At 57.5% G+C, this 11,843-nt stretch carries 14 protein-coding genes; 9 read left to right on the top strand and 5 right to left on the bottom strand.

Features of this window, described 5'->3' with window-relative positions; genetic code table 11:
• The first annotated feature begins 213 nt into the window (after positions 1–213).
• The gene (locus tag ABEB22_RS14365; protein WP_349295670.1) at positions 214–753 is read left to right on the top strand and encodes a hypothetical protein; all 540 of its coding nucleotides are present in this window, start codon (positions 214–216) and stop codon (positions 751–753) included.
• 258 nt (positions 754–1,011) lie between these two features.
• Here the strand turns inward: ABEB22_RS14365 and ABEB22_RS14370 are convergent, their stop codons facing one another.
• The gene (locus ABEB22_RS14370; protein WP_349295671.1) at positions 1,012–1,389 is read right to left on the bottom strand and encodes a MerR family transcriptional regulator; all 378 of its coding nucleotides are present in this window, start codon (positions 1,387–1,389) and stop codon (positions 1,012–1,014) included.
• Between the two features lie 86 nt (positions 1,390–1,475).
• On the opposite strand from ABEB22_RS14370, the gene ABEB22_RS14375 reads away from it, so the two are divergent.
• A complete protein-coding gene (locus tag ABEB22_RS14375; RefSeq protein WP_349295672.1) occupies positions 1,476–2,264 on the top strand; it encodes an alpha/beta fold hydrolase in 789 nt (262 codons plus the stop codon).
• Positions 2,265–2,609: 345 nt separating this feature from the next.
• Here the strand turns inward: ABEB22_RS14375 and ABEB22_RS14380 are convergent, their stop codons facing one another.
• Both ABEB22_RS14380 and ABEB22_RS14385 read right to left on the bottom strand, forming a co-directional pair.
• Complete coding sequence (locus ABEB22_RS14380; protein WP_349295673.1) at positions 2,610–3,101, bottom strand: isochorismatase family protein; 492 nt, start codon at positions 3,099–3,101, stop codon at positions 2,610–2,612.
• 223 nt (positions 3,102–3,324) lie between these two features.
• A complete protein-coding gene (locus ABEB22_RS14385) occupies positions 3,325–4,257 on the bottom strand; it encodes an IS5 family transposase (RefSeq protein WP_349295674.1) in 933 nt (310 codons plus the stop codon).
• A 185-nt stretch (positions 4,258–4,442) separates the two neighbouring features.
• On the opposite strand from ABEB22_RS14385, the gene ABEB22_RS14390 reads away from it, so the two are divergent.
• From ABEB22_RS14390 to ABEB22_RS14420, 7 genes are all read left to right on the top strand, one after another.
• On the top strand, positions 4,443–5,003 hold the full coding sequence (locus tag ABEB22_RS14390; protein ID WP_349295675.1) for a TetR/AcrR family transcriptional regulator: 561 nt from the start codon (positions 4,443–4,445) through the stop codon (positions 5,001–5,003).
• 187 nt (positions 5,004–5,190) lie between these two features.
• Positions 5,191–5,727 (top strand): HPP family protein, encoded by a 537-nt coding sequence (locus ABEB22_RS14395; RefSeq protein ID WP_406871196.1) that lies wholly within the window; start codon positions 5,191–5,193, stop codon positions 5,725–5,727.
• Between the two features lie 10 nt (positions 5,728–5,737).
• The gene (locus ABEB22_RS14400; protein ID WP_349295677.1) at positions 5,738–6,121 is read left to right on the top strand and encodes a hypothetical protein; all 384 of its coding nucleotides are present in this window, start codon (positions 5,738–5,740) and stop codon (positions 6,119–6,121) included.
• Positions 6,118–6,549 (top strand): cupin domain-containing protein, encoded by a 432-nt coding sequence (locus tag ABEB22_RS14405; protein ID WP_349295678.1) that lies wholly within the window; start codon positions 6,118–6,120, stop codon positions 6,547–6,549. The genes ABEB22_RS14400 and ABEB22_RS14405 overlap by 4 nt, the downstream gene beginning before the upstream one ends.
• A gap of 9 nt (positions 6,550–6,558) precedes the next feature.
• A complete protein-coding gene (locus ABEB22_RS14410; RefSeq protein ID WP_349295679.1) occupies positions 6,559–8,052 on the top strand; it encodes a malonate decarboxylase subunit alpha in 1,494 nt (497 codons plus the stop codon).
• Between the two features lie 17 nt (positions 8,053–8,069).
• Positions 8,070–9,584 (top strand): FAD/NAD(P)-binding protein, encoded by a 1,515-nt coding sequence (locus ABEB22_RS14415; RefSeq protein WP_349295680.1) that lies wholly within the window; start codon positions 8,070–8,072, stop codon positions 9,582–9,584.
• Positions 9,581–9,934 carry a transposase domain-containing protein gene (locus tag ABEB22_RS14420; RefSeq protein WP_349295681.1) on the top strand — a complete coding sequence of 118 codons (354 nt, stop codon included), beginning with the start codon at positions 9,581–9,583 and terminating at the stop codon, positions 9,932–9,934. Before ABEB22_RS14415 ends, ABEB22_RS14420 begins: the two co-directional genes overlap by 4 nt.
• Positions 9,935–10,412: 478 nt before the next feature.
• Here ABEB22_RS14420 and ABEB22_RS14425 read toward each other — a convergent pair whose 3' ends face one another.
• Both ABEB22_RS14425 and ABEB22_RS14430 read right to left on the bottom strand, forming a co-directional pair.
• Entirely contained in the window at positions 10,413–11,108 is a 696-nt protein-coding gene (locus ABEB22_RS14425) for a glutathione S-transferase (protein ID WP_349295682.1), read from the bottom strand.
• A 40-nt stretch (positions 11,109–11,148) separates the two neighbouring features.
• Positions 11,149–11,823 (bottom strand): type 1 glutamine amidotransferase domain-containing protein, encoded by a 675-nt coding sequence (locus tag ABEB22_RS14430; protein WP_349295683.1) that lies wholly within the window; start codon positions 11,821–11,823, stop codon positions 11,149–11,151.
• Positions 11,824–11,843 lie beyond the last annotated feature (20 nt).

Here is an 11,843-nt window from a genome sequence, read left to right on the forward strand (position 1 = left end):
AAAAAAATCGCGTGGCTCGTCTCTTGAAAAAAGACATCAGAGCGATGATAGGCTCATACCGTACAGGTCACGACTTCACGAAGGGGACGATAACCCTTCACGCGCGGCATCCCAGATGACATTGTCATGATGACCGCCTAATCTTCACCGCTGCCGACGGTAAGTCCGCAAGTTTGATAAAATCAGTTTGATAATCCCGAAGGACCTGCAGGAATGACCGACTGGCACCAGGTAGAAGACCCCAAAATTTGGATCTCTCGTTTTCCAAGGTTTCTGGATATCGTTTCATTTGGCTGGTCCTGCCATAGCGAAAATAAGATCGAATTCCTCGATGCTTTTCAGTATTTACACAAAAAAGTAGATGGCAAAGCCAAGCCGCGATTTCTCTACTTCGATGGCCAAAGAAACGTGCCATCGAGCGCGCGAGATGCTTTTAAAACAATCGACGGCCTTCAAGTTATTTCTTCGGCGCTGCGGGATATCCTTGTGCAGTTTGATATGACTGGCGTGCAACTGTTCGAGGTGCCGATCCTTGCAGATTTGAACGGCGCGCCCTCGGGGCTGCCCAACCACTTTGCCCTGAATGTCTATGGGACCAAAGACGCTTTGATACCTGGGTTGTCAGAGAATATAGAAAAGCCTATTTTGCGCCGCGAAACTGAGCCACGGCCGGACGCTAAGTGGAAACCTATAAACGATCTTGATGTACCGGCAGTTTCGGCATCTGCTGGTGAAGGGGCGGATATTTGGTGAGATCCGACTCTTGGAAGAACATACTTTTTCAGCGATCGATTGAAATCTGCGATTGATGCTGCGGATTTGAAGGTCAAGGCTCTCAAATTTTCTCAAGCGCGGGTGTTCGAGATGGAACGCCAGCTACTTTAATCCCAAGAAGCCCCAAGCGTGATTATAGGGAAAGCTCGGGACTCGTTCTTCCGGCGGAACTCCTCGCAATCTCAGCACAGATTGAGCCGTTCTCGCGAATGGCTGGTCGGCTAGGGTGCAAATACCTTATTCCTGAGACGTGACTGCTGAGCCTTCTACCGGCAAATCAGCTAAGTAGCCTGCAATCTGGGACCGGGATCGCTCCATATCCGCCAGTCTCTTCTCAAGTTTCGCCACTTCACCTTCAAGCCGGGCGCGCAAGCGATCACAAGGGTGGAATGTCGGTTTGGGGCTAATGATGCAGGGCAAAAGGTCGTGAATCGCCTCTACCGTAAGGCCGGCATCCGCCAGCTGTTTTATCCGTTTCGCCTCTTCAACATCGGCTTCAGAATAGTCGCGATAACCGCTGTCGGTTCGGTGCGGGCGAAGCAAACCTTCGGCCTCGTAGAAACGTAGCATCCGGACGGTGATACCACTACGCTGGGAAATTTCGCCGATTTGCATTGAGATACCTCCATTTCTCATTTGACCCTAACAGCGCTGTCAGGGTGCATGACGAGAGCCGACACATCAAGTCGGAGAACAGAATCATGTCGAAAATCGATTATTTCCAGCATGACGGTGCCAGCGTTGGCTATCGTGACGACGGTGAGGGGCGGCCTCTAGTGCTGGTGCATGGGACAGGAGGGGACGGTGAGGCGAACTTTTCCGGCCTCATGCCGTTTCTGTCCGGCCGAAGGGTGATCCGGCCAGATTACGCAGGGGCTGGATTAACTGATGATCCCGCAGAGGCCCTGACGCTGGACCGTCTGGCCGGACAGGTGTTGGCTACGGTGGACCATGCTGGCGTCGAAAGTTTCGATCTGCTGGGCTTCTCGCTGGGGGCGGCAGTCGCAACGCGGCTTGCGGCCCGCCAGCCAGCCAGAGTTGAACGGCTGGTCTTGGTAGGTGGCTTTGTGTCAGGAGCTGATCCTCGCTCGCAGTTTCAGTTCCGGCACTGGGCGGATCTGGCACGGCGGGATCCGCCATCGCTGGCACGGCTCATGCTGTTGACAGGCTTCAGCCGAGATTTCCTCGCCGGAATGGGTGATATGGAGGCGGTCGTTGAGGAAATGGTGGCGAGCAGCAACTGGCAAGGTATCGCGCGGCAAGCAGAACTCGACCTACTAGTCGACGTCTCATTCGATCTAAAGAATATTTACGCCCCTGCGTTGATACTGGGCAATCAGCAGGATCAGATGGTTGACCCCAAAGCCTCGATCACTCTGGCGGATGGCATCGACTGCGCCACGCTCGACTGGATTGACGGGCCACATTTGGCTTTGATGGAAACACCGAAGCCGGTTGCAGAGTTGCTAACACGATTTTTCGATGAATGACGCGATGCGCAGGGCGGCACAGCGTTTCCGATGGCACGGCAGAGCCACGGGCTTGCCACTTCTCGTAAGTCGAAATGCGGACGAAGCCGACCTTTGCTCTACGGCTTTCAGGCTTATGATGTCCGCGCAGAAGAAATGGCGAAAGCTCGACGGCCAGAACCGCTTGCCAGAGGTCATCAGCGGGGTTGAGCTCCGCAAACGGCCTCCGCCAATTTCAAGACACCGCCTGGTCAAGCGTCACTAACTTTTGTGCATATTTCGGAAGCACCGCTTGGGCGGTGCTGTCCCAATCAGTTCAGTCTCGGTCAGAGAGGTATAATTCGTGTTGCCTGGCGGAGGCAGATGTCATGGTTGCTCGACAAGCTCGACCTTTGACGCCAAAGCGTTCAACGCAATTTTGTGGACGATCTCCGAGGGGGCTGTGCATAGCTCACTTGCCACCAGTATACGGAAGCGATCGGCCGAACGTGATAATGCGGTGAACGCTACGCAATTCTGTGTCATCATCCCACAAAGCAGAAGTTCATCACATTCCCCCAAGTGAGACAGCAAGTCAGTGTCTTGAAGCGCATCTGCAACATGTTTGACGACCACGGGCGCGTCCTCGGCAACGCTCAGGATCAAGGGGCTGATTTCTGAGCCGACGGAGCCTTGTGCAAATAGCCCTGTGGGAGATTTGGAAATATGCCTTACTAGGATGATTTTGTCACCTCGATCACGTGAGCGCTTGATGGTATCTGCAATGCGTTGCTCGATTTCGTTGACGTTCCACAGTGGTAGGCTGCCACCTTCGAAATAGTCCTTTTGAACGTCGATGACGATTAGTGCTCTAGCCATGAATAAGGTTCCTTTGAGGTATATGCTCAAAGAAATTAAACTGAAATGAAATATAGATTCAGTGGCCCGATGGGCATATTTCGTATATATCGGGCCAATGAAGATCGCAATTATTGCCTATGATGGGATCAGCCCTTTCATGCTTTCCACGCCGATGGCGGTGTTTGGAGGCGTTGTTGAGCTATTCGCGGGATAGAACGATATGTCCCTTTCCCCGCCGGCTTCAGGCGACGGCTTCGATCTCGGCCCGTCCAAGGGCCGAGCAGCGGTTCATGATGGCGATGCGGATCTGGATTTCGGCGGTCTGACGCTCGGGGTCTCGTGACATGATCCTGTCACCGATCAGTTTCAGTCGGTTCATCTGAGCTTCAACGCGATTTCGGGCGTGATATCCGGCCCATTTCTTCCAGATTGAGCGCCCTAATCGACGGGTTGCCTTCAGGATCTCGTTTCGCGAGATCGCGGCAGGGCAATCCGCTTTCCAAACTCGACCATTTTTGCGGATCGGAATGATCGGTTCCGCGCCGTGCCCAAGGATCGCGGCGTGGCACCGACGCGTGTCATAAGCCCCATCGGCAGTGATCGTCTCGATGCTCTCTGTTGCCGGAATTTGTGACAGAAGTTCTGGCAGGATCGGGCTATCGCCCTGCCTGCTTGAGGTAAACTCGACTGCGCGGATATCGCCCGTCGTCGTATCCATGGCCAAATGGACCTTGCGCCACTCCCGCCTACGGGTCGCACCATGCTTGCGCGTGAGCCATTCGCCATCACCGCGGAAACGGATGCCTGTGCTGTCGATCAATAGGTTCAGGGGCTTACCGGACGGTCGATAGGGGATCTGCACTTTGATCCGAGCTTGGCGGCGGCACAGCGTCGAATAATCCGGCACCGGCCAGTCCAAACCCGCCATCTTGATCAGGCTTGCGACAAGGCCAACAGTTTGGCGAAGTGGTAGACCAAACAGCACTTTCAACGTCACGCAGGTCTGGATCACGCTATCGGAGAAGGTCTCGGGATGGCCTCGTTTACCACTTCGGTCCGCCCGCCAACCTGTGGTCGGATCAAACCAAATCGACAATGATCCGCGCTGCTTGAGAGACGCGTTATACTTGGACCAGTTTGTCGTGCGGTAGCGGGTGTGGACAGGCTTAGGCATGCCAGCATACTAACCCTCAAAACGCACGTACGGAATCCTTCTCGCCAATATCTGCAACAACGCCGGTTGGTTATTGCCCGCGCGGGATATACATAAGGGTCAGTAAAGTGTGCGGCATTTAATGCCATTTCAGTGACAGGTCGGCCGCCACTCCCCATGCACCGCTAGAATCTGGGAGGCACCCCTTGGGAAAGAAGGAAGACATCCTCAAAACAGCTCAACGCCTTTTCTCCGAAAACGGTTACCACGCCGTAGGTGTTGATCGCATCACGGCTGAATCGGGGGCATCAAAGATGACGCTTTACAGTCATTTCGGCACGAAGGAGAACCTCATCGCCGAGGTCTTGAAGTGCCGTGATGACGAGTTTATTTCGTCTCTTATGATGGCCTTGGAGGCTCGCGCCGGAGGCATGGATCGCCTCAAGGCACTGTTCGATTGGCATCGGGACTGGTTCAATTCGCCGAGCTTTCATGGATGCATGTTCATCCGGGCGTCGGAAGAATTCGCCGAACGTGAGACGGATGCCATCGCGATATCGCGAGCACATAAGGTGCTCGTTCGCAACCTGCTCCGCGACTGCCTCGCCAGGGCGGGTATGGTCCATACCGAACCCGTCACCGATCTGCTTTTCGTCATTCTCGAAGGAATGATCGTAAACACTCACATGTTCGGTGTCGATACGCGTGCTGAGGTAAGCTGGCCGATAATCGAAATCTTAGTGTCGGCGCACCTTCCCAAGCACTGAGCTGGCCGGTGCGGCGCGCGCCGCACCGGCGTTCAAGCAAGCTGTCACACAGTTCTGAAGTTTGGCGCGGAGCCATCGGGATCACGAATCAGTGATATCTGGCTTATTGAAATATACTGACAGGTCTGTAAGGTCTCTTTGGCAGAGTTTAAGGAGATCCGAGGTGATGGACAAAGTGATGGACAAAGTGATGGGCAAGTTCGGGGGGCGAGCTCCGATGCCGCCGCGTCCGAGTGTAGCGAAGGTTCTCGCGGCGTTTACTGGCGGCACGATCGGCATCGGTGCGCTGGCGTTGTTGACCAGTCAGTATAACGCTCACCTTCTCATGGCACCCTTCGGTGCGAGCTGTGTGTTACTCTTCGCGACACCTGACGTTCCGCTGGCGCAGCCGCGCAACGTGATCGGTGGACACTTCTTCGCCTCACTCATCGGTCTTATCGCCGCACATTACCTTCCCGTGATTGGCCCCCTCGAGCTCGGTGTCGCGGTCGGTCTGGCGATCGCGCTGATGCAGGTGACCCGAACGCTGCATGCTCCGGCGGGCGCTGACCCGCTTGTCATCATGCTGATGGGAAAAGCCGTGCCGTGGACCTTCCTGCTCACACCGGTCCTCGCCGGGTCCGTTATTCTCGTCCTGATTGCGCTGATCGTGAACAACGTCGAACGGAACTCCAAGTGGCCGAAATACTGGCATGGTCACAAGTGGCCTTGGAGCCAGGCGTGAGGAGGGTGCGATGCCGCTGATCCATCTGCAGCGCTCCGAGGGTCTCTCCGCCGAGATGGCCGATGCCATCGCCGAAAGACTCACCGGGATCACCCGGGATGTACTTGGCAAGGATCCCAAGGTGACCGTGGTCCGCATCGACGCCCCCCTTCATGAGAGCCGACTCTACGTCGACGCAGCGACCGCCGGGCCGACCATCTGCACGCTCTCGATCCAGATTACTGCCGGATCAAACACGGTGGAGGAAAAGACGTCCTGGCTAAGCGAGGTCGCCTCACTGCTCGAGATCAAGCAGAGCGACGTTCCCAACTACATCACGATCCACGAAATCCCGGGCGCTGACTGGGGTTTCAACGGACTTTCGCAAACTTCAAGGAAGGAGCTTCCCAAATGAAGACCTATGCCCCCGCAACGCCACGAGAGGATCTCGTCAACTTCGAAGGTGTCGACGAGGCGAAGGATAAGGTCCTGAAGCTGTTGATCGGCGAGGTGTCGATCCCCGAGGATATCTCGTTCGAGCCCTACCAGCCCGGATTGCGTGAAAATGTTCTCATTCACCTGCTATTCGACAACACCAAGGATGATCCGAACGGGTCGGACGCGGCGTTGATCCGCTACAAGCCCGGCGCCTATGTGCCGCGCCACCTTCACCCGGGTTACGAAATGGTCTTCGTGCTTCAGGGGGAATACGTGGAGAATGACATCCTCTACAAGCCGGGCTCGCTGATCATCCGCGCTCCAGGATCGACGCACGAGATGCGCTCGGATGTCGGCTGCACGATACTCGCGATGCGCGACATCCCCGTCCAGCAGCTGACGTGACCGTGTCTCATGAGGATCCTTACACCAGATGAAGCCGTGCTCCTGATTGAAGACGGCTGGCGAGTGATATCAGGAGGGTTCGGATGCTGCGGGCACCCAGACTCCCTTACCCAGGCCCTTCGACGCCGCTTCCAGGAGACGGGTCACCCTCGGGATCTCAGGTTGTTCTTCGCGTCGGGTGGCGGCGACAAGAGAGGGGCGGGGCTGGATGCGCTGGCTCTTCCCGGTCTCATCAAGGAGGCCGTGGGTGGCTTCTGGGGGTTCTGTCCTTCGCTGACGGCAATGGCGTGTTCGGGCGAGATCTCGGCGCACAACTGGCCTCAAGGGGTCGTGTCCAAGATGTTCAGCGCAATCGGTGCGGGAGAGCGAGAAATGTCCTCGCCTATCGGCCTCGGGACTTTCATAGATCCGCGCCTAGAGGGTGGTGTTGTCAGTCCCCACACAAGCCCGCTGATCGAGCTGCGCGGGGAAGGCCGGGACGAGGCGCTGGTTTATCCGGCCCTCACGCCGAACTGCTGCCTTCTCCGGGCGACTGCAGCCGATGCACGTGGCAACATCTCCATGAAACGCGAGACATCATACATGGATGCGCTGGCACAGGCGATTGCCGTGCGAAATAGCGGCGGGATCGTCATTGTCCAGGTCGAGGAGATCGTCGCGCGCCATGACAGTTTGCCTGAAATCCAGATCCCGGGAATGCTTGTCGACTACGTGGTCAAGACGGACGAGGCTCACCCCGCGAGCTATGGTGTTCCTTCAGATCCTCGGTTCATCAGTCCGGGCTCATGCAATGGCGAAGGGCGGGGCGCGGAGATGTCCGGTGCGAAGAGCATCATCGTAGAGCGGGCGCTAGAGGAGCTTCAAAGGTTCCGCGGCGAGCACGTCAATTTCGGAATCGGGGTCCCGGCGCTCATCGGCGCAGCTGCACGCCGGCGCGGGATCGACAATATCTGGGCCACCATCGAATCCGGGGTCGTCGGCGGGGTTCCCGAGGAAGGGCTGGCCTTTGGCGCATCAGTTCATCCCGATGCGATAATCTCGCAGCCCGCGCTGTTCGACTTCTACCACGGCGGAGGCATCGCTGCGGCGTTTCTCGGCTTTGGGGAGATCGACTTCTACGGAAATGTCAATGTTAGTCGATTTGGTGACCGCATGCCGGGCGCCGGTGGGTTCATCAACATTTCCCAGAGTGCCCGCGCTGTGATCTTTTGCGGGACCTTCACCGCAAAGGGGCTGGACGTCGATCGCCTCGATGGGCGTGTCATTATCCGCCGCGAAGGCGGTGTCCGAAAACTTGTGCCCAACGTGACGCAGCGAACCTTTAGCGCTGAGCGTGCGCGGCAACTCGGCCAGGAGGTCCTCTACATAACCGAAAGGGCGGTTTTTCGCCTCGGCATCGACGGGCTCGAGCTCATCGAGTGCTACCCCGGAATCGAAATCGGTTCCGTCTTGTCGGCGACCGGCGCGAAAAGCGCCTTCGCTTATGCCTCTCCCCTGAATTGACTCTGGAGACTCTCCTTATGGAAAAGACGTTCGCGATTGTCGGCTGCGGTGCCACTGCCATTTCATTCCTCGATCGCCATCTAACCCGCGTTGAGGCGGACGGCGTCGAGCCGGGCAATATTTTTATTTTCGAAAAGCGTTTGGAATTCGGCTGCGGTGCAGCCTACGAGCCGGATATGCCCAGCAATATTCTGAATACAAAAACCGGTTTCATCACTCCCTTCCCGAACCAACCCGGCCATTTCCATGCTTGGCTGGAGGAAAACCCCAAGGAATGGCGCAGTGCGTTCCCGTTTTTCGATACGGACCCGCATGGCTATGCGCCTCGACCGCTCTTCGGACTCTACCTTCGGGCGCAAGTTCGGCGCCTGGTCAACCGCGGTGCTTCCCTCGGGTGTCGCATAGTTCTTATCCAAGCGGAGGTGTCAGAGCTAGATCATCACGACAGATCGGAAATCCTGAAGACGTCGTGTGGATTAGTACTGCGCGCGGACAAGGTTTTCCTGTTCTGCGGAACGCTTGGAAAGCAGGCATCCACCGATGCACATGACGGTCGGATTCTCGACGCGCCCTACCCAGTGTCATGCTTGGGCGAGAAGATTGAGCGGAATGACAGGGTCGCGATCCTCGGGGCCAGGCTCAGTGCGATTGACGCGGTGATTGCACTTATCGAAGGTGGCCATCGTGGCAAGATCAGAATGCACTCGCGTAGCGGATACTTTCCGGTCGTGCGGGGCACGCAGAGCAGAATCTCGCTTCAGCGCCTGACGCCGGACCGGATACGCGCTCTCTGCGAAGCAAAAGGCAAACTCGATATTAGAGATGTTGTCGCGCTCTTCCACGAGGAAAGATTGGCGCAAGACCCGGTGGGAGAGGCGGCTGCGATGGACCTTCCGTCTCCGCCCGCAGATCTCGCCGCCTTCTTGGGCGAGGAGATCCGGGCGTCGCAGGAGCCGCGCCTCTGGCAGGCTATTCTCTACGCAACGAACGGATTCATCGAAGTGCTCTGGGCGGCACTCAGCGAGGACGCTCAGCTGCGATTCATGAATAACTATTTCAGCATGTTCATGGCCTATCGCGTCTCCATCCCGATCGAGAATGCGCGCAAGATCCTCGGATACCTGAGCACTGGACAGCTCGAGTTCCTCGCGGGTCCGTTCGCGGCTCCTGACCTACTGCCGGAAGGGTTCGTCACGATCGCGACGGAGGCTGGCAACTCCTACGAGTATGACCGCGTCATTTACGCCATCGGAGCACCAAGGGAGGCAGCGAAGCTCGACTCGCCTCTCCTGCGCAAGCTGATCGAGCAAGAGGTCTGCCATTGCCACCCGATGGGAGGAATCCGCGTCTGCCCGATTTCCTATCGGCTTCTCGGCGATCCCGGAACGTCTCGTGAAATTTATGCGGTGGGCGAGCTGACGGTGGGGCAAAACTTCTTCACGTCGGCGCTCGAAATCAATGCGCGCCACGCCTACCGCTGCGCTGACGCTCTGTCCCCCGAGCGGGACGAGGCGATTCTTCTGCGCGCGTGAGCCGAAATCGGCTCGGGCCCGAGCCGATTTGCTTGGGCCCGTCCTGTCGTGCAGTCGAAACCTGCAAACTCAACGGGATCGAACCGCGTAGCTATCTGACAGGTGTTCTCACCGCCACCGCCACCGCCGCAAGGCACAGACAATCGCGCATCATGAGTTACTGCCTTGGAACTACACCAACACCGTGTGATCGACGCACTGCTGACGATTGGACTGCTGCATGCCACGTCTACCGCCATGTTCTCAATGAAACCGAGAAAACGCCGCCGACTGAGGCGATTACCATTCTTATGGTGTCGCAGGACTATGTTCGCGCGCTAGCTTGCCGAGCCGTCCACAATCCTGAGTGAGTAAGGCCGCTTATTGAATGTTCACTTCGAGCCCAGACTATTCATAAATAGCTAACGCTGCATTTCGCTGCTGCAGAAAGACCGCACCTGCAATTTCGGCCCTGACCGGCCATTCGCCAAGTTGCCTATGCTGCAGCACAGCTTCCCCAAACCGGCCATCCGTGGCATCGTGCAGCAAGGTCTGGCACGCCAAGGTCAGCTCCGCGAACAAAGCGGACATTCCGGCCCTTCGCGATGGCGGTCGAATTAACTTTTCTCGCCTCACGGACGAAAAATCCGGCATGGTTAAGAAGGACATCCACATAGTCGCCCGGTCGGCCGGTATCCCCTTGGCGGGATGCCGGGAAGACAATCGCGCGACCTGACCACGTTGATTGCCAGCCTCGGCCTCGCCCTTTTGGACGAGGCGCTATGGCGTGGATAACGTGCCTCGTCCTCCCTTTTCTCTGGAGATACAGTTGCTAGGCATGAGAGGGTCCTATCGTTGAATTTGCGCAGGCGGTGCCATTGGGCCCGCCGCTTGGGTTGCCGCGATGTAGCCGGGCTGTTCCTGCAGCGCGTCCCAATAGGCCGCGATCTTGGGATGATCGGCCAACAGGCCCAAGCGCGCCAGCAACGCGACGATGTAGGAGATCTGGATGTCTGCTAGCATTGCCATTTTGCCAAACAGCAGTGGCCCGTCTCTGATCATCGCTCCGATATACGCAAGGTGTGTGTCGAGCACCGCTTTCGCATCGTCGGGCACTGGTTCTCCACGAAACGCGGGCATGATCGCCCGTATGGCGACGTCTGCGAAGGAGGCCTCTACGTAGTCGAACAGCATCTCGTGCCGCCAGTAGTCCATCGTGCTGCGGGGCGGAATGTGGCTGTCGTCGTCGAACTTTGCAGTCAGATACCGCAGGATCGTCGCGGATTCGGCAATCATCTCGCCCTCGTCGTCGATCATCGGCGACTTGCCCAAGGGATGGATCTTCGACAGCGCCTCCGGCGCGCGGAACGCTTTCGTTCGAGGGTAGTCGATTCTGTTGCACGGCTGGCCCAGATCGGCCAGCAACCACAGGATTCGAGTGGCGCGGGAGTATTGCAGCGCGTGAAGAGTAATCATGGCAGGCGGATCGCTTTCATTTGGAAGGCGGCGTTCGTGCGCTCGCCGGGTATTGGTCGGATAGCCCAAACTTGAACGTCCGAAGGTGGCGAGCGCACTTGACGCTGGACTAGAGCAGCGCCAGCAGCGTCTTGGCTGCCTCTGCCGACGAGGCAGGATTCTGACCGGTAACAAGCTTTCCGTCTGTCACGACGAAGGAGGCCCAGTCGACGCCCTTTTTATAATTTCCGCCACTCGACTTCAGCATGTCCTCCACGAGGAACGGCACGACGTCGGTAAGGCCGACTCCTTCTTCCTCGGTGTTGGTGAACCCGGTGACGGTCTTGCCGGAAACCAGCGGCTTGCCATCGGCCCCTTGCGTGTAGCGGAACACGGCGGGCGCGTGGCAAACGGCACCGATCGGGCGGTCACTTTTGGCGAAGGTTTCGATCAGCGTCTGGCTGTCGGTGCTTTCCGCCAGATCCCAAAGAGGACCGTGGCCGCCCGGGTAGAAGATCGCATCGAAGCCATCAGCCGACACGGCCGACAGTTCACTGGTGTTCGCCAGATCCTTCTGAGCCGCCTCGTCTGACTTGAAGCGCTTAGTCGCCTCGGTCTGGGCATCGTCGGTATCGCTGGACGGGTCGAGCGGCGGCTGCCCGCCCTTGGGCGACGCCAACGTGATGTCCGCACCGGCATCTTTAAAGACGTAGTAAGGGGCGGCAAACTCCTCGAGCCAGAAGCCGGTCTTGTTGCCAGTGTCGCCCAGTTGGTCGTGGGACGTGAGAACCATCAGGATCTTCATGGTAATGTTCCTTCGAAATT

The sequence above is a fragment of the Thioclava sp. 'Guangxiensis' genome, assembly GCF_045348365.1.
In the GTDB taxonomy this organism is placed as follows: domain Bacteria; phylum Pseudomonadota; class Alphaproteobacteria; order Rhodobacterales; family Rhodobacteraceae; genus Thioclava; species Thioclava kandeliae.

Coding starts and splice junctions, on each gene's coding strand:
- ABEB22_RS14365 (WP_349295670.1), top strand. CDS start 214: ATGACCGACTGGCACCAGGTAGAAGACCCCAAAATTTGGATCTCTCGT.
- ABEB22_RS14370 (WP_349295671.1), bottom strand. CDS start 1,389: ATGCAAATCGGCGAAATTTCCCAGCGTAGTGGTATCACCGTCCGGATG.
- ABEB22_RS14375 (WP_349295672.1), top strand. CDS start 1,476: ATGTCGAAAATCGATTATTTCCAGCATGACGGTGCCAGCGTTGGCTAT.
- ABEB22_RS14380 (WP_349295673.1), bottom strand. CDS start 3,101: ATGGCTAGAGCACTAATCGTCATCGACGTTCAAAAGGACTATTTCGAA.
- ABEB22_RS14385 (WP_349295674.1), bottom strand. CDS start 4,257: ATGCCTAAGCCTGTCCACACCCGCTACCGCACGACAAACTGGTCCAAG.
- ABEB22_RS14400 (WP_349295677.1), top strand. CDS start 5,738: ATGCCGCTGATCCATCTGCAGCGCTCCGAGGGTCTCTCCGCCGAGATG.
- ABEB22_RS14405 (WP_349295678.1), top strand. CDS start 6,118: ATGAAGACCTATGCCCCCGCAACGCCACGAGAGGATCTCGTCAACTTC.
- ABEB22_RS14410 (WP_349295679.1), top strand. CDS start 6,559: ATGAGGATCCTTACACCAGATGAAGCCGTGCTCCTGATTGAAGACGGC.
- ABEB22_RS14415 (WP_349295680.1), top strand. CDS start 8,070: ATGGAAAAGACGTTCGCGATTGTCGGCTGCGGTGCCACTGCCATTTCA.
- ABEB22_RS14430 (WP_349295683.1), bottom strand. CDS start 11,823: ATGAAGATCCTGATGGTTCTCACGTCCCACGACCAACTGGGCGACACT.